General features: G+C 65.9%; 17 protein-coding genes. 7 read left to right on the top strand and 10 right to left on the bottom strand.

Annotation, left to right across the window (positions count from 1 at the left end):
* Positions 1–18 precede the first annotated feature (18 nt).
* From ACMVY4_RS01935 to ACMVY4_RS01920, 4 genes are all read right to left on the bottom strand, one after another.
* Entirely contained in the window at positions 19–2112 is a 2094-nt protein-coding gene (locus ACMVY4_RS01935) for a dipeptide ABC transporter ATP-binding protein (protein WP_416898523.1), read from the bottom strand.
* A gap of 9 nt (positions 2113–2121) precedes the next feature.
* Positions 2122–3276 (bottom strand): ABC transporter permease, encoded by a 1155-nt coding sequence (locus ACMVY4_RS01930; protein ID WP_416898522.1) that lies wholly within the window; start codon positions 3274–3276, stop codon positions 2122–2124.
* A 10-nt stretch (positions 3277–3286) separates the two neighbouring features.
* Positions 3287–4333, bottom strand: coding sequence for an ABC transporter permease (locus ACMVY4_RS01925; protein WP_416898521.1), 1047 nt, complete (start codon positions 4331–4333; stop codon positions 3287–3289).
* A gap of 179 nt (positions 4334–4512) precedes the next feature.
* On the bottom strand, positions 4513–6189 hold the full coding sequence (locus ACMVY4_RS01920; protein WP_416898520.1) for an ABC transporter substrate-binding protein: 1677 nt from the start codon (positions 6187–6189) through the stop codon (positions 4513–4515).
* 343 nt (positions 6190–6532) lie between these two features.
* On the opposite strand from ACMVY4_RS01920, the gene ACMVY4_RS01915 reads away from it, so the two are divergent.
* Positions 6533–8401: a sensor histidine kinase gene (locus tag ACMVY4_RS01915; RefSeq protein WP_416898519.1), complete on the top strand. Its 1869-nt coding sequence runs from the start codon at positions 6533–6535 to the stop codon at positions 8399–8401.
* Between the two features lie 9 nt (positions 8402–8410).
* Here the strand turns inward: ACMVY4_RS01915 and ACMVY4_RS01910 are convergent, their stop codons facing one another.
* Together ACMVY4_RS01910 and ACMVY4_RS01905 are read right to left on the bottom strand one after the other, a co-directional pair.
* Entirely contained in the window at positions 8411–9121 is a 711-nt protein-coding gene (locus ACMVY4_RS01910) for a glutamine amidotransferase-related protein (RefSeq protein WP_416898518.1), read from the bottom strand.
* A 16-nt stretch (positions 9122–9137) separates the two neighbouring features.
* Complete coding sequence (locus tag ACMVY4_RS01905) at positions 9138–10355, bottom strand: pyridoxal-phosphate-dependent aminotransferase family protein (protein WP_416898517.1); 1218 nt, start codon at positions 10353–10355, stop codon at positions 9138–9140.
* Positions 10356–10556: 201 nt separating this feature from the next.
* Between ACMVY4_RS01905 and ACMVY4_RS01900 the strand changes: the two genes are divergently transcribed.
* Positions 10557–10922, top strand: coding sequence for a hypothetical protein (locus tag ACMVY4_RS01900; RefSeq protein ID WP_416898516.1), 366 nt, complete (start codon positions 10557–10559; stop codon positions 10920–10922).
* Positions 10922–12442, top strand: coding sequence for a methyl-accepting chemotaxis protein (locus tag ACMVY4_RS01895; RefSeq protein WP_416898515.1), 1521 nt, complete (start codon positions 10922–10924; stop codon positions 12440–12442). Before ACMVY4_RS01900 ends, ACMVY4_RS01895 begins: the two co-directional genes overlap by 1 nt.
* Positions 12443–12448: 6 nt before the next feature.
* Here ACMVY4_RS01895 and ACMVY4_RS01890 read toward each other — a convergent pair whose 3' ends face one another.
* The 4 genes from ACMVY4_RS01890 to ACMVY4_RS01875 are packed head-to-tail and all read right to left on the bottom strand — an operon-like array spanning position 12449 to position 16657.
* Positions 12449–13435: a 4Fe-4S dicluster domain-containing protein gene (locus tag ACMVY4_RS01890; RefSeq protein ID WP_416898514.1), complete on the bottom strand. Its 987-nt coding sequence runs from the start codon at positions 13433–13435 to the stop codon at positions 12449–12451.
* Positions 13432–14364 carry an isopenicillin N synthase family dioxygenase gene (locus ACMVY4_RS01885; protein WP_416898513.1) on the bottom strand — a complete coding sequence of 311 codons (933 nt, stop codon included), beginning with the start codon at positions 14362–14364 and terminating at the stop codon, positions 13432–13434. The genes ACMVY4_RS01890 and ACMVY4_RS01885 overlap by 4 nt, the downstream gene beginning before the upstream one ends.
* Entirely contained in the window at positions 14361–15413 is a 1053-nt protein-coding gene (locus tag ACMVY4_RS01880) for an alcohol dehydrogenase (protein WP_416898512.1), read from the bottom strand. Before ACMVY4_RS01880 ends, ACMVY4_RS01885 begins: the two co-directional genes overlap by 4 nt.
* Before the next feature lie 5 nt (positions 15414–15418).
* Positions 15419–16657, bottom strand: coding sequence for an acyl-CoA dehydrogenase family protein (locus ACMVY4_RS01875; protein ID WP_416898511.1), 1239 nt, complete (start codon positions 16655–16657; stop codon positions 15419–15421).
* Positions 16658–16873: 216 nt separating this feature from the next.
* Between ACMVY4_RS01875 and ACMVY4_RS01870 the strand changes: the two genes are divergently transcribed.
* The 4 genes from ACMVY4_RS01870 to ACMVY4_RS01855 all read left to right on the top strand — a co-directional run bounded on the left by ACMVY4_RS01870 (position 16874) and on the right by ACMVY4_RS01855 (position 21547).
* A complete protein-coding gene (locus tag ACMVY4_RS01870) occupies positions 16874–17533 on the top strand; it encodes a TetR family transcriptional regulator (RefSeq protein ID WP_416898510.1) in 660 nt (219 codons plus the stop codon).
* A 126-nt stretch (positions 17534–17659) separates the two neighbouring features.
* Complete coding sequence (gene tauD, locus ACMVY4_RS01865; RefSeq protein WP_416898509.1) at positions 17660–18505, top strand: taurine dioxygenase; 846 nt, start codon at positions 17660–17662, stop codon at positions 18503–18505.
* Positions 18506–18521: 16 nt separating this feature from the next.
* Positions 18522–20477 (top strand): TRAP transporter permease, encoded by a 1956-nt coding sequence (locus ACMVY4_RS01860; RefSeq protein ID WP_416898508.1) that lies wholly within the window; start codon positions 18522–18524, stop codon positions 20475–20477.
* Positions 20478–20521: 44 nt separating this feature from the next.
* A complete protein-coding gene (locus ACMVY4_RS01855) occupies positions 20522–21547 on the top strand; it encodes a TAXI family TRAP transporter solute-binding subunit (RefSeq protein ID WP_416898507.1) in 1026 nt (341 codons plus the stop codon).
* Positions 21548–21615 lie beyond the last annotated feature (68 nt).

Below are 21615 nucleotides of genomic sequence, written 5' to 3'. Positions count from 1 at the left end.
GCTGTTCCGCGCGGCTGCCTACGACGCCTGCTTTTCCTTCGCCTCGAAGCTGATCACCGGCTCCATGCGGGCGAGGATGTCGTCGGCGAGGTGGCACTTGGAAAAGTGGCCCGGTCCGACTTCCTTGGTTGGCGGCACCTCGGTTTCGCAGAGATTGCCCGGCACCTGGTCCTTGTAACGGCAGCGGGTCTGGAACGGGCAGCCGGGCGGCGGGTTCATCGCCGAGGGGATGTCGCCGTCCAGGATGATGTGCTTCTTCTCGACCGACGTGTCCGCGATCGGGATCGCCGAGAGCAGCGCCTCGGTATAGGGGTGATAGGGCGGCGCGAAGATCTGGTCGGTCGTGCCCTGCTCGACGATGTGGCCGAGATACATGACCACCACGCGGTCGGCGATGTAGCGCACCACCGACAGGTCGTGGCTGATGAACAGCATCGTGGTCTTGGCCTCGCGCTGGATGTCCATCAGCAGTTCGGTCACCGCGGCCTGCACCGAGACGTCCAGCGCGGAGACGGGCTCGTCGGCGACGACGACCTGCGGCTGGCCGGCGAAGGCGCGGGCGACGCCGATGCGCTGCTTCTGGCCGCCCGATAGCTGGCGCGGCATGCGCTCGGCGAAGGCGCGGGGCAGCTTCACCAGATCGAGCAGTTCCAGCATCCGTTCGCGGCGTTCGTTGTCGTTGCTGCCGACCTTGAACTTCTCCAGCGTCCGCATGATCTGCGAGCCGACCGAATGGCTGGGGTTCAGCGTGTCGAAGGGGTTCTGGAACACCATCTGCACGCTGGCGACGGTCTTGGCGTTGCGCGCGTTTACCTCGGTATTGTGGATGGCGACCTCGCCCAGCATCACCTCGCCGTCGGTCGCGGTCTCCAGTCCGAGCAGCACCTTGGCCAGGGTGGACTTGCCACAGCCGGACTCGCCGACAATGGCGACGGTCTCCGACTCTCGGGCCTGGAAGGTGATGGATTCATTGGCCTTCACCGTCCGTGTGTCGCCGCCGCCGAATATCTTGTTGGCCGCGACGTCGTAGTATTTCTTCAGGTCGCGAATATCGAGGACCACATCGCCGGGCTTGGTCGGATCCTCGACCAGCCGCCGCTCGGGCTCCGCCGCCCAGTCGATTTCGCCGATGCGGGCGCAGCGGGAGCGGTGATCCGGCTCGCCGTCGACCGCCCGCATCGAGATCGCTCCCGCGTTGCAGATCTCCTCGACATAGTGGTAGCAGCGCGGCCCGAAATTGCAGCCCAACGGCCGCTCCATCGGCAGCGGCAGCTGGCCCGGAATGGCGACCAGCGGCCGGGTGTTCTTGTCGGCGCCCGGCAGCGGGATCGAGTTGAACAGCCCCTGGGTGTAGGGGTGGCGCATGCGGTCGAAGACTTCTTCGACCGTGCCGGTTTCCACCGCCTCGCCCGAATACATCACCGTGATCCGGTCGCAGGTCTCCAGGATCAGCCCGAGGTTGTGGGAGATGAACAGCATCGAGGTGCCGGTGTTCTCGGCCAGCTCCTTGATCAGCTCGACGATGCCGGCCTCGACCGTCACGTCCAGCGCCGTCGTCGGTTCGTCCAGCAGAAGCAGGTCCGGCTTCGACAGCAGCGCCATTGCGATGACGATGCGCTGCTGCTGGCCGCCCGAGATCTGGTGCGGATAGGCCTCCATGACGCGCGCCGGGTCCGGCAGCTTCACGGATTGCAGCATCTCCAGCGAGCGCTGGTAGGCCTCCTGCTTCGAGACCTTTTCATGGATCAGCGGCACTTCCATCAGTTGCTGCCCGATCTTCATGGCCGGGTTCAGGGACGCCATGGGCTCCTGATAGATCATGGCGATCTTGGAGCCTCGGATGTCGCGAAGTTCCTCCTCCGACATCTCCCCCATGTCGCGGCCCTTGAACCTGATGGTGCCCCCGGTGATCTTCCCGCGGTTGCCCATGTCGCGCATGATCCCCAGCGCCACGGTGGATTTGCCGCAGCCGGATTCGCCGACCAGTCCCATGGCCTCCCCCGGCATCACCTTGCAGGAGAAGTCCATCACCGCCGGGATCTCGCCCGCGCGCACGAAGAAGGAGATGTTGAGATCCTCGATCTCGAGGATGGGCTGCACGTCGTCTGTCATGGCGGCCTCCTAGTCCTTCAGCGATTCTTCGCGCAGGCCGTCGGCCAGCAGGTTGAGTCCCAGCACCAGCGACATCAGCGCGATCGCGGGCGGCAGGGCAAGGTGCGGATAGATCGAGAGCAGCTTGCGGCCCTCGTTGATGGTCAGGCCCCAGTCCGGGCTCTCCGGACTGACGCCCAGGCCGAAGAAGCCGAGGGTGCCGAGCAGGATGGTCGTGTAGCCGATGCGCAGGCAGAAATCGACGATCAGCGGCCCGCGCGCATTGGGCAGGATCTCCCAGAGCATGATGTACCAGGGCCGCTCGCCGCGGGTCTGCGCGGCGGCGACATAGTCGCGGGTCTGGATGTCGATGGTCAGGCCCCGGACAATGCGGAACACGGTCGGCGAGTTCACGAACACCACCGAGACGAAGATGTTCAGCAGGTTCGGGTCCATGTAGAACACGCCCAGCGGATCGGCGTTGAAGGCCAGGCCCGAATAGGCCCAGAAGCCGAGCACGAAGGTGAAGGCCAGATAGATCACCAGCTTCTGTTTCTGCTCGGAGAATTTCGACCAGAACAGCATGGTGAAGAAGATGATCGGGAACAGGAACAGTGTCCCGGCCAGCCAGAGCGGCACGCCGGTCGAGCGGATCTCCGGCGTCACCAGCAGGTAGAACAGCAGGATCACCGGGAAGGCGAGTACAAGGTTGGCGACGAAGCTCAGCGCCGTGTCCAGCTTGCCGCCGTAATAGCCGGCGGGCAGGCCCAGGGTGATGCCGACCATGAAGGCGAAGACGGTCGCGGCGGGCGCAATCGACAGCACCGTCCGGCTGCCCTGGACCAGGCGGCTGAAGATGTCGCGGGCCAGGTTGTCCCCGCCCAGCAGGTACCAGGCGTCCTCCAGCCCGCGGACGGGCGTGCCCGGCACCTTGTTCTTCATGCCGGAGACCTGATCCAGCGCGTCGAAGGGGGCAATCACGTCGGCGAAGATCGCGGTCAGCAGCCAGAACAGGCAGATGACCAGGCCGACTGTGCCGATGCGGCTGCCCAGCAGCTTGCCGTAGAGACCCAGCCTGCTCCTCAAGCCGTAGGACAGGCCCATGATGACCGCGAGGCCGAGCCAGACGGGCCAGAAGCGGTAGATGATGGTTCCGAAGATCTCGAGACCGGAAAGCGGTTCCATGCCGGCCTCCTCAGTTCACGCGGACTCGGGGATTCAGGAACACGTAGCCGATATCCGAAATCAGCTGCGTCACGAGAACGACCAGAACGGCGACGACCGATGCGCCCATCAGCAATTCGATGTCGTTGTTGCCGGCGGCCAGCACCAGCGTCCAGCCGAAGCCCTTGTAGTTGAACAGGGTCTCGACGATGACGACGCCGGTCAGCAGCCACGGGAACTGCAGCATGATGACGGTGAAGGGCGCGATCAGCGCGTTCCTGAGCGCGTGCTTGAGCACCACGTTTCGGAAGGTGACGCCCTTGAGGCGCGCCGTCCGGATGTACTGCGCCGTCATCACTTCGGCCATCGAGGCCCGGGTCATGCGCGCGATGTAGCCGAGGCCGTAGAGCGCCATGGTGGCGACCGGCAGGGTGAAGTTGGCGAAGGTCAGGCTCTCCATCGCCGAGGCCGAGGTGCCCTTGAACCATTGCAGGCCGCCCATCCGGCTGGCGAAGACCACGATCAGGATGACGCCGGAGACGTATTCGGGTGTCGATGTCGACAGGATCGAGAAGGTGGAAAGGGTCCGGTCGGTCCGTGTGCCCTCCCGCATGCCGGCCAGCACGCCGATCAGCAGCGCCAGCGGCACCATCACGATCATCACCCAGAACATCAGCTGTCCGGTCAGCGCCAGCTTCTTGCCCAGGATGTCGGCGACGGGCTCCTTGAACACCGTCGAACTGCCCCAGTCGCCCTGCAGCACGCCGCAGAAGGAGGGCGCATCGGCCGGCTCCATGCCCGGCTTGACGCAGCGCCCGGCGACCATCTCGCCGTTATCCTCGCGGGTCCAGCCCGGTACGACGCCCAGCCATTCGCCATAGCGGACCAGCAGCGGCTGACGATAGCCATTGCGGGTCAGCCACGCATCGACCTGCTCGTCGGTCATCCGCTGGTTGCCCTCACTCTTGGTGAGTTTCTCCAGGTTCGGTTCCAGGTTGGTCAGAAAGAAGACCACGAATGTCAGGCAGAGCGCGGTCAGAATCATGACCCCGATTCGCCTCAGCAAGAAACTTCCCATGCCACTCCCCGAATGGCTGCCCCATCGATGCGCCCGGTCTCAGGCGCCGGTCCCTGTTTCCGGCATTTTTTCTGTCGGTTGCCGTTTCGGGATCCGGCAGGTGGTGCGGCCGGATTGCGGAACGGCAGCGCGAGGAGAAAGGGGCCGCCGGGCGGCGGCCCCTTCACCTGCCTCGTGCGTCAGGCCTTCCAGTACATTTCCTGGGGCCAGAACTCGAACTGGATGTGATGGCCGGTGCCCATCAGATCGGTCTTCGAGAAGTTGGTCAGCGTCCGCCAGTAGGGCTGAATGATCACGCCCTCGTCCTGCATGATCTTCTCGACCTTCGCCATGATCTTGGCGCGCTTGCCGGCGTCGGCGACGGCAAGGGCCTCGTTCAGGGTCTTGTCGAACTCCTCGCTCGCGAAGCCGGCCTCGTTCCACGCTTCACCCGAGCGATAGGCGAGGGCCAGAACCTGGACGCCCAGCGGACGGTGGTTCCAGTTGGTCGAGGAGAACGGGTACTTCGCCCAGTCGTTCCAGAAGGTCGAGCCCGGCAGCACCACGCGATTCACCTTCAGGCCGGCGTTCCGCATCATGTCGGCCACGGCGTCGGTGGTGTCCTTGCGGTAGCCCGAATCGATCGAGATCAGTTCGTGTTCGTAGTCGGCCATGCCGGCTTCTTCCATCAGCGCCCTGGCGCCGTCCGGATCGTACTTGGTGCCACCGATGTCGGCATATTCCGGATGCATCGGACCGACATGGTGGTTCTGGGCGGTGATACCCTGGCCGGCAATGCCGAGCTCCAGGCAGACCGCGTTGTCGACAGCCATCTGGATCGCCTTGCGGACGCGGACGTCGGCATAGGGCTTCTTGCCGTCCACCAGGGCCTGCTGGTTCGGCCGGATGACGATGGTCGCCGCGGTGACGATGTCGTCGCGGCGCCAGCCGTCCAGGGTCTCGAAGATGTCGATGAACTCACCCTCAATCGAGTAGGTCGCATCGACTTCCTCGGACTCCGCCGCGGCCACCCAGGCGGCCGGCTCGGTGCCGTAGTCGATGTATTCGATGCGGTCCATCCAGGCGCCGGAGCCTTCGCCCCACCACTTGTGGTCCGGATTGCGGACCAGCACGCTCTTGACGCCGACTTCCAGCGATTCCGGAAGGTAAGGGCCGGTGCCCAGCGGGTTGGCGAGCACGTTGGCCGGATCGTAGTCCTTGTGGACGATGGCGGCCGGGTAGTCGGCCATGCCCGGAATGATCGAGATGTCGGACTGCAGCAGGTTCAGCTTGACCGTGTGGCTGTCCACCACCTCGATGGCGCCGGCGCGGGCCTTCTCGGTCTCCGGATCGATCAGTGTGTTCATGCGGCCGGCCATCGAGTTGCCCTCGACCGACTTGTCGCACCAGCCCTCGATGTTGCGGGCCACGTCCTCGGCGGTGAAGTCATCGCCGTTGTTCCACTTCACGCCCTTGCGGACATTCAGGATGTAGGTCTTGGCGTCCTCGGAGACTTCCCAGCTTTCCAGAAGCTTGCCCTCGAAGGTGGCGTCGTTGTTGTACTTCACCAGATATTCCAGGAAGCCGCGGGAGAAGTTGGCGATCTGCGACCAGTCATAGGTCCGCGGGTCCTTCAGCGCGCGCACTTCCATCTGGATGCGCACCGTGCCGCCCATCTTGGCGTGGGCCGCCGCGGCCGCCTGCTTCGGCGCGGCGAGGCCGAGCATGCCGTAGGCGCCGGCAGCCGTTGCACCGAAGGCGCTGGCCAGCGCGACGAACTCGCGGCGGCTGACATCGGTGCCGTGCGCGCGCTCATGCGCGGCCTGTTCGAGAATATGCGCGGGTACGTCGCCGCGATCGGATTTGAAGAACTTCATGAATGCCTCCTGTTGGCCCTCTGTTCGGTGCGGCCTTCGGCCACTTGTTACATTCCCCGACGACCGGACCCGATTTCCTCCCTCGGGGCCGGCCCGCCGCATGCATACATTCTGGCCCTCCGGCGGGGCCCGCCTGTTCCCAGAACGACATGTGCAGCGGTGATGACGCCAACAGACTAGCCCGCGGGGCCGCCGCTCGGCCACCCATTAGGTTTGGGTAGTGCCGGGATACTCTGCTTTCTAGAGTGGACGTCGGATCGTGACCGCAATCCGGTTTCCGCGGTCACACCGATGTCTTAGGCTGACGAAATCGAGCGCTGCTGCAACAGAGAGGGCATGCGGCATGGACAGGGCAGTTGAAGGGGAGGAAAGGCGGAGACGGCGCGGCGCCTCGCTGCGGCACACGCTTTTCGTCGCCTTCCTGCTGATCGCCCTGATCCCGGTCGGACTGCTGGCGCTGTGGACCCAGCGCGAGGCCTATCAGAAGGAACTCGACGAGGTGAGCGAGCGGCATCTGCTGCTCGCCCGCAATCTTTCCTATGCGCTGAACCGCTACGCCCGCGACGTCGAGGCCGTTTTCGAACTGTCCATCGTCGCCATGCAGGCGGGGACGAACATCGAGGGCGGAATCAGGCCGCTGCTCGTCGAGATGGGGTTCGAGCACGACTGCATTATCGACAGCAACGGCCTGCCGGTGAGCATCATCCTCAATATCGAGGAGCGTAAGGGCTACTACACGCCCGACGAGATGGGAAAGCTCGTCGAACTGGCGAAGCAGGCGAAGGGCAAGGTCGCCTTCAGCGGGGTGATCGGCAACTGGGCCGGCGTCCCGAAGCTGGTTGTGGTCAAGCAACTGGCCGACGGGCACGTGGCGCTGGGGGCGCTGAACACCGACTATCTGGTCCGCCTGCAGAAGGCGATCGCCTTCGGCGAGCGTGGCCACTCGGCCATCGTCGACCAGTTCGGCCGCGTTCTGGCGCACCCGAACGAGAACTGGCGGCTGGAGATGAAGGACATCTCCAAGATCTCGTCGGTGCAGCGGATGATGGCCGGTGAGACCGGTGTCGAGACCTTCTATTCTCCGGCGATGGACGCCGACATGATCGCCGGCTTCACCAGCGTCCAGCGGACCGGGTGGGGGGTGATGGTGCCGCAGCCGCTGGCGGAGCTGTCCCGCCATGCCAACGAGGTGCAGGCGGTTTCCGTCCTGATCGGTCTGCTGGGGCTGCTGGTGGCGCTCGCGCTGGCCTGGGTCCTGGCGCGATACCTCGCCCGTCCGATCGAGGATGTGGCGGCTGTCGCCCGTTCGGTCCGCGGCGGCGACGTCTCGGCCCGCGTCGGCGCCCTGCCCGAACCGTCGCCACGGGAGATCACCGCCCTGGCCGAGGCCTTCAACATGATGCTGGGCGAGCTTCAGAAGACCAACGCCGAATTGCGGAAGAAGGCGGCTGAGGCGGATGAGGCGAACGAGGCGAAGAGCCGCTTCCTGGCCAACATGAGCCACGAGCTCCGGACCCCTCTGACCGCCGTGATCGGCTATTCAGACATCATGGTCGAGCGGATTCTCGGCGATTTCGGTCCGGACGGTCACTACGACGAGTACGCGCTGTCGATCAACGAGGCCGGTCAGCATCTGTTGCAGATCGTCGAGGAGATCCTGTTGCTGACCCGCTCCGAGGCCGGACGGCTGGAGGTCCATCCCGCGCCGACCGATGTCGGGGACTGCGTCGATTTCACGATGTCGATGGTGCGGTCCCAGGCGCAGGAGAAGCGGATCCGGCTGGAGAAGGACATCGCGCCGGATGTGCCGTCGCTTCAGACCGACGAGGCCAAGCTGCGTCAGGTTCTGATCAATCTGGTGACGAACTCGGTCAAGTTCACCGATCCGGGCGGCGAGATCCGTATCACGGCAAGAGCGGACCAGCGCTGGGGCGCGGTCATCACGGTTGCGGACACCGGCATCGGCATCGCGGCCTCGGACATGGCGACGGTGCTGGAGCCCTTCGGCCAGGTGGCCAACGCCTACGACCGCAGCCACGGCGGCATCGGTCTGGGCCTGCCGCTGACGAAGGAGCTTGTGGCGCTGCTTGGCGGCGAGTTCGAACTCACATCCGAACCGGGGCGGGGCACCGAGGCGACGATCCGGATGCCGTTCAGATCGCCGGCAAGCTTCGCGCCGCCGCAGGAGAGCGACGGTCTGGCGGCCGAATAGCGACCCGCGTCAGGCCCGTTCCGGCGCGCCGAACAGCCTGTCCAGAAATCCGTGGAACCAGCCGGCCTGATCGCGGTCATGGGCGAGCATCAGCCGGTCCTGCTCCTCGCGCGTCTGCACGCCCGGCTGGCCATACGTGGCCCAGGGTGCGTCCTGCCAGCGCCGGAAGCCCTCTATCGTGACCTCCGGGTGAAACTGCACGCCGTAGGCCTTCTCACCGTAGCGGAACGCCTGGTTCTCGAAGACCTCGCTGGTCGCCAGCCGTTCGGCGCCCCGCGGGATCGAGAACATGTGGAAATGCGCCTGGGTGAACCAGCGTGGCCGGTCGAGAAAGGTCTCCGCCCCGGGCACGGGGTCGACGCGGTAGTAGCCGAACTCGTAGGGATTGCCGTCGACAGGCCCGGCGGTGCCGCCCAGATGGCAGGCGATCTGCTGCGCGCCCTGGCAGATGCCCAGCACGGGCACGTCCGCCTTCATGCAGGCCCCGATCCAGCGGTCCTCCTCGCGCATGAAGGGGTGTTCCGCCAAGGAAGCGGCATCGGTTGTGTAGGGGCCGCCATGAAGCACCGTCCCGGCAAGCCGCTCGTCCGGCGCGTCCAGCGTCTCTCCGGCAAACGGCTTCCGCAGATCGATCTCGAAGCCCTTCGAGGTCAGATGGACATAGACCCGGTCGTCGGGCGGGTCGTCGCCATGGCGGATGACGACGATGCGGTTGCGCAAGGCAGCCTCCTTCGTCTCAGACCACGCGGCGGCCATCCGGCTGGCGCTCCGGCGCCGCTGCGGTGCGGGACAGGAACTGTACCGCATCGGCCAGGCCGCTCTCATAAGGGATGTCCAGACGGGCAAGCGTCGCCTCGATCCCGGCCAGCGCACCGAGGATCATCGGGTCGTTCAGATCGCCCATGTGGCCGATGCGGAAGACCTTGCCTGCGACCTGTCCCAGACCGCCGCCGACCGCGACGTCGAACATCTCCCGTGCGGTGAAGCGGACCGCGTCCGGATCGACACCGTCGCCGGCGCGGATCACGGTCAGGGCGTTGGCCCGCTGCTCCGGATGGACCGCGTTGAACTCCAGCGCGCCGGCTTCGGTCCACCGGCTCACGCAGAGTCTGACGGCATCCGCAAGTCGGGCGTGGCGGGCAAAGATCGCCTCCATGCCCCATTCGTTGATCATGGTGATCGATTCCTGCAGCGCGAAGAACAGATGCTCCGGCGCCGTGCCCGCGAAGCGGTGATACTGCTCCCGGCCCATGCGGTCGATCCAGGACCAGTAGTTGCGGTGCGTCCGGCAGGCGCGTGAGGCCTCGATCGCCTTATCGCTGACCGCGTTGAAGGACAGACCCGGGGGCATCATCAGGCCCTTCTGGCAGGCCGCGATGACGACATCGACGCCAAGCTCGTCCATCGGCAGCGGCATGGTCATGAAGGAGGCGATGGCGTCGACCACCAGCAGCGCCGGATGGCCGGCATTGTCGATCGCCTTGCGGATCGGCGCGACCTGCGAGAGCACGCCCGTGGCGGTCTCGACATGCACGGCCAGCACCGCCTTGATGTTGTGCGCCTTGTCCTGCCGCAGAAGTTCCTCGACCTGGTCCGGGTCGATGGCGCTGCGCCAGTCGTTGGGGATGGTCTCGACCGACAGGCCGAGTTCCGCCGCCATCTCGCCCCAGGTCTTCGAGAAGCGTCCCGTCTCCGGCATCAGGATGGTGTCGCCGGCCTCGAACAGGTTGGCGAAGGCGGCTTCCCAGGCGCCGTGCCCGGACGCCGTATAGAAGAAGACCTCGGAGCTCGTGCCGAACAGCGGCTTGATGCGCTCCAGGCATTCCACGCCGATGTCCATGAAGCCGGGGCTGGAAAAATCCAGCGCCGGGCGGTGCATCGCCCTGAGAATGCGGTCGGGGATGTTGGTGGGACCGGGAACCTGAAGGAACTGGCGGCCGGGTCTGTCGGGCATGGCTCGGATCCGTCGAAGGCTGACGACTGACGCCAAATGACCCGGAACCTCGCCGCTGTCAAACGGGCAAAGCTAATCCGCTGCGTGAGATTCCTCGAACCGGTCCGGCGCGATGCGCTCGGTCATCTCGACGCCGTGACATTTCCGCTGGCGTTAAGACAACGTCAGTAAAAATCCGGCTTTGGTGATCGCATGCGCGCCATGCTTCGCCAGCGACCGGTCTTTTCTTCGTGCCTTGTAGCAACAGGGCACCTTTTTCTGGCTTCGGTTCTTGCCGTCGCCAGTGCTGGCGCCGTTGCGCTGGCCGCCGATCTGCCGGAATCCGGCGGTGGACGCGTGGTCGTGATCTTCGAACCGGGGACCGACCCGGTTTCCGCCTACCGCACCGTCGTGACCGCCGGCGGCATTCCGCTTCGCGGCGGCCTGGCCGACAACGTGATGCTCGTCGAGGGACCGGAAGACGGCTTCGCCGGCCGGCTCCGCAACGCTGGCGCGTGGCTGGTGGTCGACGCCTCGTCGTTTCCGGGATGCGGCAACGAACCTGCAAAATCCAGGGATAGGATCTGATGGACGCTCACTCGAACAATCTCAATGTTCCCACGATCGCCGATCTCCGCAGGTTCGCGCGCGGACCGTTCCTGGCGGTGCTTTGGATCATGGCGGCGCTGACGGCGGCGACCGCCTACATGAACGGCAATCCGGTCCTGGTGCCGACGCTCGTCGCGGGCGCAGCAGCGCTGCTGGCGCACGGCTCGGCGGCCCTGCTGGGTATCGGGCATGTGGCCACGCGCCAGGTGCTCGCGGTCGCCGTGATCGTGGAGACCTCCTGCATGGTCCTCGCCGCCGCGGGGCCGTGGCAGATCGACTTTCACATGATCTATTTCGCGGTTCTGGCCATGCTCGTCGCCTTCTGCGACTGGCGCATGATCATGACCGCCGCGGCGGTGACCGCCGTGCATCATCTCAGCTTCTCGTTCCTGCTGCCCTGGGCAGTCTTTCCTTCGGGTGGCGACATCTACCGTGTGCTCTTCCATGCGGCGATCGTCGTGGTCGAGGTTGGCGCGCTGCTGGTGATCAATGTCCGTCTGCGTTCCCTGATCTTCCAGGCGCATGACGCCCTTGCCGACAGCGCCGACCGCAACCGCGAGATCGAGGCGCTGATGGGTCAGCAGCAGTCGCTGGCCGCGGACAGCGAATCCCAGAAGGAAGCGCTGATGCGCGAGGTGGCCGACCAGCTGCAGAATCGCGTCGGCGCCATTGTCGGGCAGATCGGCTCCGCCGTCGGCCGACTGAACTCGGACGCCGGCAATCTCTCCCGGTCGATGCAGACCGCCGGCTCGGCCGTTGACGAGTTCGGGCAGGGCGCGCTCTCGGCGCGTGACAAGGCCGCGTTGCTGCAGACTGCTGCCGACGAGCTGCAGACCGCCATTCGGCGCGTCTCTTCCATGGCGACGGATTCCAGTGAACGCGCCCGCGCCTCTGCCGACCGCGCCGGCTCGGTCCGCAGCGCCATGGCCGATCTCCAGACCAGTATCGAGGGCGTCGGAGACATCGTCCGCTCGATCGGCGAGATCGCCTCCCAGACCAATCTGCTGGCGCTGAACGCCACCATCGAATCCGCCCGGGCCGGTGAGGCCGGCAAGGGCTTCGCGGTCGTCGCCCATGAGGTGAAGACGCTCGCCGACCAGACCCAGAAGATGACCGACGCGGTCTTCAACCAGATCGCCGGGGTCAAGGCCACGGCGGAGCGCGCCATCGGCTCGGCGGTCGAATCGACCGAGGCCATCGAGGCCATCGACCAGTTGCTGAACGATATCCGCGACACCGCCGTCGAGAATGCGCGCCGCACCGAGGTCGTGCTGGCCGACATCCGCGAAGTCTCGTCGGTCACCGACCGCGTCTCCGGCGCCATCGACAGCGCCGAGGGCGCGATTCGCGATGCGGGCGATGTCTCGGCCAGCGTGGTCGGCGCCACCGGCAGCATCTCCGACGGCGCCCGCGATCTCGATGAGGCTGTCGCCGGGTTCCTGGACGGCATCCGCCGAAGCTCCGGTGGTGCGCGGACAGCTCCCCGCCTGGTCGCCTGACGGCGGTCAGGCGCGGTCCAGCCGCCTCAGCATCTTCTGCAGCAGTTTCGGGCCGACCTCGGGGCGGCTCCACGGACAGACCGCAATGCAGATGCCGCAGCCATAGGTCTGGTTGAAGTACGGCACGCACTTGTCGAAGTCGACATACCACTTCTCGACGCCGCGCACGGTCTGTTTCGCCGGCGCGATGGCGTCGGGCGGGCAGGCCTTCTCGCAGACCCTGCAGTTCATGCAGAAATCGTCGACGCCGAAACCGTCGGGCCGGTCGGCGACCAGCGGCATGTCGGTCAGCACGCCGGCCAGCCGGAACGAGGCGCCGAATTCCCGGTTGATGATCGATCCGTGCTTGCCCAGTTCGCCGAGGCCTGCCGCCAACGCCGGCGGGATCAGGGTCAGCGGCCCGGCGGTCGGGCCGCCATGCGGCTCGGCGCGGTAGCCCTGCTTGCGGATCCAGTCGGCCAGCGCGCGGGCGGCGCGGGTGCCGCGATTGTACTGGCGCATCACCTCGATGATCGACGGCGGCTCCGGCGCGGCCGCCAGATCGGCATGGTCCATCCGCACCGCCATGATCACGATCCGGGGCAGATCCTCTTCCATGCCCTCGAAGAACCATTCGGTGCGCATCTCGGCGACCGCGGCCTGGTCGGCCTCATGGGACAGGGCGAAGGCCTTCGCCGCCTCTGTCCACTCCTCCGCTGACTTCCCGGCCCGGCTTTTGGCGACCGGCGCGCGCTCCTTCGAGCCGCGGCCGCCAAGCTGATGATCCAGCGCCCGGGTCTCCGGCACCTCGTGCGCCGTCTTCTTCAGCATCCATGTCTGCAGCTCGCCCCAGGCAAGCTCGCGCGGATTGTGCCAGTAGATCGGGCTCGGCTGGCGGCGTTCCGTCTCTCCCAGCCCGTTGATCGTGTTGCCCGAGACATCGGGGATCATGGGCAGCTGCTCGGGATCGATCTCGCCGCTCAGCGGGGTTCCGTCGAAGGCATGGCCGCTCATGACGCCTTCTTCCGGTAGCCGAAGCTCTCGTTGATCCGGCCCAGGATGTGTTCGCCTGCCGTCGTCGCCTCGCCCTCTGCGCCGAAATCCGCCGGATCGACCGGCGCGGTGAAGGCCGGGTCGTAGAAGGTCGCGATGGACAGCCGGTCGTCGACATGGCGGTTGCGGGCGCGGTGCGGCGTCGAGCGGTAGCGGCCGCCGGTCCAGCGCTGCATCAGGTCGCCCGCGTTCACCACCAGCGTGCCCTCGGCCGGCGGCGCCGCGATCCAGCCGTCGTTCGGATGCAGCACTTCCAGCCCGCCGCTGCCGTCCTGCCAGAGCAGGGTGATGAGCCCGAAATCGGTATGCGGGGCGACGCCGAACTGATCCTCGCCAAGCTCCATCGGCTGGCGCGGATACCAGACCGCCTGGGTCCGCTGCAGGGGCTTGCCGTAGTGGGGCCGGAAGAAGTGCCGGTCGGTCTCCAGGCTCAGCGCGACGCCCTGCAGCAGCAGGTCGCCCGCCTCGGCAATGGCGCGGAACCAGGCTTCGAAGGCCGGGCGGAACGCGGTGGGCTCATCTGGAAAGACGTTCGGGCCGCGCAGCGGCTGCCCGGCGGCGACGTCCGGATCGTCCAGCGGCAGGTCCAGCCCGACCTGGAAGAACTCCTTGTAGTCCGGCTTCTCGGCGCCGTACATCCGCGCGTCGCCCAGCGCATTCCAGCCACGATGATGCTTCGTCACCGCGACCTTCCGCTTCTCCTCGACAGGCCGGCGGAAGAAGTCCAGCGCTGCGGCCCGGGTCCGGGCGATCAGATCGCCGGACAGCCCGTGGCCGGTGACGTAGAAGAAGCCGTGCGCTTCCATCGCCGCGCGGATGGCCGCCGGCACCTGGCCGCCGTCACCGGTCTCCCGCAGCGGCGAAAGGTCGATGACGGGTAGGGCGGTCACGGTTTCAGCACCTGCCTTCCGGACACCGCACCGTCGACCAACGCCTGCAGCGCGTCGTTTGCCTCGTCCAGCGGGCGCGTGGTGACCGGAATCGGCGGCACCTTGCCGGCGACCACCAGTTCCATCAATTCCTGCATGTCCTGCAGCGAGCCGACATAGGAACCCTGGATCGAGAGCTGGAAGATCGGCATGCGTGGCAGCGCCAGCGGCAGCGCCTCGCCGTAGAGGCCCACCAGCACCAGCTTGCCCGACTTGGCCAGGCAGTCGAGGCCGAATGCGGCGGTCTCGGGCCGGCCGACGAAATCGATGACGCCGCGTACGCCGCCGCCGCACATCTCTTTCAGCTTATCGGCCGCGCCGGGCTGGCCGTTGTCGATGGTGTCATGCGCCCCGGCCTGACGGGCCACCGAGCGCTTTTCCGGATCGGTATCGGCGACGATGATCTTCGCCTTCGTGACATGCTTCGCCAGCATCACCGCCGACAGGCCGACGCCGCCCGCGCCGACGATGACGACATGATCCTTCTCGGTCAGGTGCTCGTGCTTCTTCAGCGCGCTGTAGGCGGTCAGACCCGAACACGCATAGGTGCAGGCGAGGTCGATGCCGACATCGCCATGCTCGAACAGGTAGCGCTTGTCCGGACAGATGACATGCGTGGCGTAGCCGCCGTCGCGCCGCGTGCCGAGCGGGCGCGTGGTCAGGCAGTTGATGTCCATCCCCTCGGCGCAATGCTCGCACTCGCCGCAGCCGATCCAGGGGTAGACGACATAGGATTTGCCGATCTCGACACCCTCGACGTCCGGTCCGACCGCTTCGACCACGCCGCCGATCTCGTGGCCCATGGTCATCGGCAGCCCAACGCCCATGTCGGCGAGGCGGGCGAAGTTGCCGTTGCCCATGTTGAAGCCGCCCTCGTGCAGGTGCAGGTCGCTGTGGCAGACGCCGCAGGAGGTGATGCGGATCAGCACCTCGCCGCCCTGCGGTTCGGGCGTGTCGTATTCCCGCTCCTGCAGCGGCTCGCCCCATTCGATGATCTGCTGCGCCTTCATGGCCTTCACCTCCCCAGATAGTCTTTCGTGTAGTTCAGCCCATCCCCGTCCTTCTCTTCAAGGCGGAAGATGGTCCGGAGGTGAACCTCGTCGGGTCCGTCATAGATCCGGAAGGCCCGCGCCTGGGCCAGGGCGTCGGCGAAGGGCGTGTCGTTGGTCAGGCCCATGGCGCCGTAGATCTGGATGCCGCGCTGGCAGATGTCGTGATAGGCGCGGGCGACGGCGACCTTGATCAGGCTGATGTCCTTGCGGGCCAGCTTGTTGCCCTCCCGGTCCAGCCTCCAGGCGGTCCGCTGCACCAGCAGCCGCGCCTGTTCCAGCGCCATGCGGCTCTCGGCGATGGCGTCCTGCACGGAGCTGTAGTCGCGCAGGTCGGTGCCGAAGGTGCGGCGCTTGCCGGCCCGTTCCACCATCAGCCGGATCAGGATCTCGCAGCGGCCGATGGCCCGCATGCAGTGATGCACCCGTGCCGGGCCGAGCCGCGCCTGGCCGATCAGGAAACCCGCGCCCTCCTCGCCCAGCCGGTTCGACACGGGCACCTCGACGTCGGTCAGTTTCAGCTCGGTGTGCGGCGTGACCTGCTCGACATGGTTCATGACCGGGATCTTGCGGACGATTTCCACGCCCGGCGTGTCCTTGGGCACCAGAACCATCGAGTGCGTCTTGCCGCGCGGTGCGTCGGGGTCCGTGACGCCGACGACGATCAGGAAGCTGCATCTAGGATTGGCGGCGCCGGTCGCGAACCACTTCCGGCCGTTCAGCACATAGGTGTCGCCCCGCCGCTCGATGCGGGTGGCGATGTTGTTGGCGTCCGACGAGGCCACGTCCGGCTCGGTCATGGCGAAGGACGAGCGGGTCCGGCCGTGGAGCAGGGGCTGCAGATATTCCTCCCGCTGCGCAGGGGTGGCGAACATCTGCAGGATTTCCATGTTCGGCACGTCGGGCGCGTGGCAGTTGAAGACCTCCGACGCCCAGCCGATCCGGCCCAGGATCTCGGCGACGGTGGCGAAGCCCAGATTCGTCATCCGCGTACCCGGCTCGTCATCGGCCAGCCGCGGCAGGGCAAGATTCCAGAGTCCCTCGTCGAAGGCCTGCCGTTTCAGATCGCCCAGAAAGTCGGGCTCCAGATCGCCGCCTTCGACGGCGTCGTTGTACTCGCCGTTCCGCGGCAGGATGTCGTTCTGAAAGATCTGCTCCACGCGGTCCGCGATCTCGCGCACTTGCGCATCCATCCCGAAGTCCATCGGCGGCTCCTCCCCCGTTTGTCGTTGTGCGGATAATTCGCTTGAATTAGCGTCGATGCAAGGGTCCGGCCTTTTCGAAATGCCCCGACAGCATGCGCGCGCCGACAATTCGCATAATTCACGTGAATTAGTTCTTGCGCACATAATACACCTGAATTATTGTCCGCATTAATCCAGCCTGCATGAATGGGCCGGAACGAATTTTGGGAGGGACGGGTGGACACCCGGGAAGCGCTGCTTACCACGGCAGAACGGCTCTATGGCGAACGCGGCATCAACGGCGTCTCGCTCAGGGAGATCGTGCGCGAGGCTGGCCAGCGCAACGCCTCGGCGGCGCACTACCATTTCGGATCCCGGGAAGGCCTGATCGAGGCCATCTTCGCAAAGCGCATGTCGGCGATCGACAAGCGGCGCATGGAGATGCTGGACACGCTGGAAGCAGAGGGCCGCACCGGCGACATCCGGGCGATCGCCGAATGCGTGACCTGGCCGATCGGCGAACTGATGATGAATGACGGCGACGGCGCCAGCTATATCCGCTTCCTCACCCAGATGTTCCTGACCTCCGATTTCGACGTCGAGGATTTCGTCGGCGGGCGCTGGAACCCGGGCATGAAGCGCTGCTTCTCGATGATCGAACAGATCCTGCAGGACATGCCGGCCGCCATCCGTCGCCAGCGCTTCCTGATCGTGATGCATGCGGGCACCTTCTCGCTGGCCGACATCGACACCGCACGCCGCCGGCGCGAGGCGGAGGGCCAACCCTTCGACATGGAGCGGGCGCTCCACAACCTGATCGACACATGGGTCGGCGCCATGACGGCGCCGATCAGCCGGGAGACGGCAGGCAGACTGCGCGGCAGGGCTGCCGCCTGACACACGCGGAACCTGGGGAGGAGACGCGACCATGAGGAGTGACGTGAAGACCGGGCCCCTCGCCGTGGCGGGGATTGAAGATGCGGCGCCGCTGCGGCGGGCCATTTTCGGGGAGGAGACGTGACCATGGGATACGATCTGATCAACGTCCGGCCGATCGCCGGATCCATCGGCGCGGAGATCGAGGGCATCGACATGTCGAAGCCGCTCGGCAACCAGGCCTTCAAGGAAGTTCATGACGCGCTGATGGCGCATCAGGTGATCTTCTTCCGCGATCAGGATATCACGCCGGGCGAGCACGTCGCCTTCGCGCGCCAGTTCGGCACGCTGCATGTGCACCCCTACGCGCCCAGCCACGAGGATCATCCGGAAGTTCTGATCCTGAAGTCGTCGAAGGCCAACCGGTCGTCCGCCAACATCTGGCATTCGGACGTCACCTTCCAGGAAGAGCCGCCGCTCGGTTCGATCCTGCTGGCCCGCGAGGTCCCGGAGGCTGGTGGCGACACGATGTGGGCCAACATGTACGACGCCTATGAGACCCTGTCGGATGCCATGAAGCGGTATCTGGAGGGCATGAAGGCGCTGAACACTTCCGGCCATGCGCGCTTCGAACGGGCCTATGACACGCTTTCCGACGACGAGAAGGAACGCATCCGGTTCGAACGGAAGGCGCAGGAGGGCGTCGAGCATCCGATCGTCCGCACGCATCCGGTGACCGGCCGCAAGGCGCTCTACGTGAACGGCATCTTCACCCAGAAGATCGTCGGCGTCTCCCGGCGGGAGTCCCGCGCGATCCTCGACTACCTGTTCGACCATCTGCACAAGCCGGAATTCACCTGCCGCTTCCGCTGGGAAAAGGGCTCGGTGGCCTTCTGGGACAACCGCTGCACCCAGCACTACGCGGTGGCCGACTACGGCGATGCGACCCGCGAGATGCACCGCGTGACCGTCAACGGCGACCGCCCCTTCTGAGGATCGACAATCCCCGATGAGCATTCCTGCCGATACGCCTGAAGAGGACCGCAAGGCGCCGCTTCTGACAGACCCCTTCTCTCGGGGCCTGCGCATGGTTGGCCTGGCCGCGGCCGCGTTGATCGCCGCCCACGCGATCTACGTGGCTTATGCCGGCCAGTATGTCAGCCCGGAGATGATCCGGGCCGGCGCCATGTTCACCTGCGCCCTGATCGTGGTCTGCACCTCGCCGCTGGCCGCCAATCTTGGCCTGAAGGCGCCGTTGCTGGTCGCGCTCTGCTGGATCGTCGATCTGGCATTGCTGGCCAACCTCGGGTTCTCGTGCTGGAACTTCCTCAAGAAGATCGACGACATCGAGAATCTGGTGGTCCAGTTCTCTTCCTTCGATCAGGCGACGGCGCTGATTGCGGTGCTGACGCTGCTGGAACTGACGCGGCGGTCCTTCGGTCTGGTGCTGGCGAGCGTGGGCCTCATCACGCTGCTCTACTGCCTGTTCGGTGAGAACCTGCCCTGGATCTTCCGTCATTCCGGGTTCAGCCTGGAACTGACCATGGAGATCCTGTGGTTCGGCGTACAGGGCATCTTCGGCGATCCCGCCGGTATCGTGGTGCTGCTGATCTTCATCTTCATCGTATTCGGGGCGCTGCTGGAGGCGACGGGTGCTGGCGCCGTCATGATCCGTATGGCGATCGCGGCGACGGCCGGCACCCGCGGTGGCCCGGGGCATGCGGCGATCATCGCCTCGTCGATCTTCGGCATGTCCTCGGGTTCGGTGGTGGCCAATGTGGTCGGCACCGGCGTCGTCACCATTCCGCTGATCAAGAAGCGCGGCTTCAAGGGGGCCTTCGCCGGTGCGGTCGAGGCTGCGGCGTCGACCGGCGGCCAGATCATGCCGCCGGTCATGGGCGCCGCCGCCTTCCTGATGGTCAGCCTGGCCGGCGTACCCTATCAGTTGATCTGCATCGCCGCCCTGATCCCGGCGCTGCTCTACTACGGTAACCTCTTCGTCTCCGTGGAACTCGAGGCGGCCCGTCTCGGCCTGAAGCCGACGCCGAAGGACCAGCGCCAGAAGCTCGAGCCGGGCGACTGGACCAAGTCGCTGATGTTCTTCGTGCCCATAGGCGCGATCATCGGCACGCTGGTTGCCGGCCGTTCGCCCTCCATGGCCGGATTCTGGGCCGTGATCGCCACCCTGGTCACCGGCTTCGCGCTGAATGCCGGCCTGCGCGGCGATCCGAAGCGGATCCTGAAGGGGCTGGCGTCCGGCGGCGTGGCGGGCGCGCGGATCATGATGGCGGTCGGCACCATCGGCGTGCTGGTCGGCGTCTTCAACCTGACCGGCCTCGGCCTGAAGTTCGCGACCCAGGTGGCCCTGCTGGGCGACCAGTCGCTGTTCATCGCGCTGCTGCTGGCGGCCGGTTCCTGCCTGATCCTGGGCATGGGCATGCCGACCCTGCCGGCCTACCTGATCATCGTGCTGGTGCTCGGCCTCGCGCTCAAGAAGCTGGGCGTCCCGGACCTGTCGATCCACCTGTTCGTCTTCTACTTCGGCGTGCTGTCGGCGGTGACGCCACCGGTGGCGCTGGCCGCGGTCGCGGCGGCGCCCATAGCGGACGCCGAACCCGTGAAGACGGGCATCAATGCCATGAAACTGTCGCTGGTCGGCTTCATCATCCCGTTCGTTTTCATCTTCGAGCCGCAGGTGCTGCTGGTCGTGGAAGAGTTCGACCTGATGGCCTTCCTCTGGATCATGTTCCGGCTGCTGCTGGCGATCTGGTTGCTCGGGACGTCGTTCATCGGCTTCGAGGTCGGCAGGCTCGCGCTGTGGTCGCGGGCGATTCGGCTGGCTGCGGGCTTCGCGATGATCATCAATATCTGGGAACTGCAGGTCGCGGGGGTTGCCGCCGGCATCGCCATGATCCTGTTCGAATCCGTCGCGGCGCGCCGACGGCTGGCCAACGATACGGCCTGATGCGCACCGCACGTCCAAGCGTCAAATTCAGGGAGGAACCATCAATGAAACGACGCTCATTCCTGGCCGCTGCAGCGGTCATCACCACGGCGCTCGCCGTGGGCGGGGCGCATGCCCAGGACAAGAAGTTCATCACGATGGACAGCTTTCCGGCCGGCTCGACCCCGGGCCAGTTCGGCATCGCCTTCACGCAGATCATCCAGAAGCATCTGCCCGTCGAGATCCAGGTCTCGGTCGGCAAGCCGGCGACGAAGTCCGCCGTCGATGCGGCGATGCAGAAGGTCGATCTGTTCCTGACCGCGCCGACGATCAACCAGTTCATGCAGACCAGGACGGCGATGTTCGCCAAGGTCGACAACGCACCGGAGATGAACAGCAATCTCCGCAACATCATGAACTACAACCTGGGCCCGTATCACATCGTCGTCTACGAGGACTCGGGCATCAAGACGCTGGCCGACTTCAAGGGCAAGAAGGTCTTCCTGGGCCCGCCCGCGGGTGCGGCGACCAAGGTCGCGACCCAGATCATGGAAGCGGCGACCGACCTGGTGCCGGGCGAGGACTACGAGGTCATGCGCTATGACTGGCAGTCCGCCGAGACGGCGTTCCTCGACCGACAGATGGACGTCTACATCGCCCCGACCACGCTGCCGAGCCCGTCGGTCCAGCAGTTCGCGCTGGTCTCGCCGATCCGGATCCTCGGCATCCCCGAGCACGCCTGGGACAAGCCGTCGATGAAGGCCGCGCTGGGTCTGCCGGGCCGGACCATCCAGGACATCCCCGTCGGCACCTATGAGAACCAGGTCAACAGCGAGGACGTGAGGACCATCGGCTCCTGGGTCGGTCTCGGCACCAACAAGTGGATGGACGAGGAAACGGTCTACCAGATCACCAAGACGCTCTGGGAGAACATCGCCGATCTGCATGCGACCGCTGCATGGATGAAGGGCATCAACAAGGAAACCGTCTTCTACGAGAGCAACATCCCGCTGCATATCGGCGCCTACCGCTACTACAAGGAAGCGGGCTTCAACGTCCCGGAGGACCAGATTCCGCCGGAGGCCAAGTAAGCGCCTGATTTCCAGTTGGGGGCGCGGCGAGGCCGCGCCCCCCTTTTTTGCCTTTTCCACACAAACCA

This window comes from Minwuia sp., from assembly GCF_048007105.1.
Classification (GTDB): Bacteria; Pseudomonadota; Alphaproteobacteria; order Minwuiales; family Minwuiaceae; genus Minwuia.
The sequence above is the reverse complement of the archived record's forward strand: the minus strand, read 5'-3'. Positions and strand labels throughout refer to the sequence as shown.

What these genes read in the sequence shown, in the direction of transcription:
- ACMVY4_RS01860 (WP_416898508.1), top strand. Translation starts at nt 18,522, where the DNA reads ATGAGCATTCCTGCCGATACGCCTGAAGAGGACCGCAAGGCGCCGCTT.
- ACMVY4_RS01855 (WP_416898507.1), top strand. Translation starts at nt 20,522, where the DNA reads ATGAAACGACGCTCATTCCTGGCCGCTGCAGCGGTCATCACCACGGCG.
- ACMVY4_RS01915 (WP_416898519.1), top strand. Translation starts at nt 6,533, where the DNA reads ATGGACAGGGCAGTTGAAGGGGAGGAAAGGCGGAGACGGCGCGGCGCC.
- ACMVY4_RS01875 (WP_416898511.1), bottom strand. Translation starts at nt 16,657, where the DNA reads ATGGACTTCGGGATGGATGCGCAAGTGCGCGAGATCGCGGACCGCGTG.
- ACMVY4_RS01925 (WP_416898521.1), bottom strand. Translation starts at nt 4,333, where the DNA reads ATGGGAAGTTTCTTGCTGAGGCGAATCGGGGTCATGATTCTGACCGCG.
- ACMVY4_RS01880 (WP_416898512.1), bottom strand. Translation starts at nt 15,413, where the DNA reads ATGAAGGCGCAGCAGATCATCGAATGGGGCGAGCCGCTGCAGGAGCGG.
- ACMVY4_RS01900 (WP_416898516.1), top strand. Translation starts at nt 10,557, where the DNA reads ATGCTTCGCCAGCGACCGGTCTTTTCTTCGTGCCTTGTAGCAACAGGG.
- ACMVY4_RS01895 (WP_416898515.1), top strand. Translation starts at nt 10,922, where the DNA reads ATGGACGCTCACTCGAACAATCTCAATGTTCCCACGATCGCCGATCTC.
- ACMVY4_RS01890 (WP_416898514.1), bottom strand. Translation starts at nt 13,435, where the DNA reads ATGAGCGGCCATGCCTTCGACGGAACCCCGCTGAGCGGCGAGATCGAT.
- ACMVY4_RS01935 (WP_416898523.1), bottom strand. Translation starts at nt 2,112, where the DNA reads ATGACAGACGACGTGCAGCCCATCCTCGAGATCGAGGATCTCAACATC.
- tauD (WP_416898509.1), top strand. Translation starts at nt 17,660, where the DNA reads ATGGGATACGATCTGATCAACGTCCGGCCGATCGCCGGATCCATCGGC.
- ACMVY4_RS01905 (WP_416898517.1), bottom strand. Translation starts at nt 10,355, where the DNA reads ATGCCCGACAGACCCGGCCGCCAGTTCCTTCAGGTTCCCGGTCCCACC.
- ACMVY4_RS01920 (WP_416898520.1), bottom strand. Translation starts at nt 6,189, where the DNA reads ATGAAGTTCTTCAAATCCGATCGCGGCGACGTACCCGCGCATATTCTC.
- ACMVY4_RS01930 (WP_416898522.1), bottom strand. Translation starts at nt 3,276, where the DNA reads ATGGAACCGCTTTCCGGTCTCGAGATCTTCGGAACCATCATCTACCGC.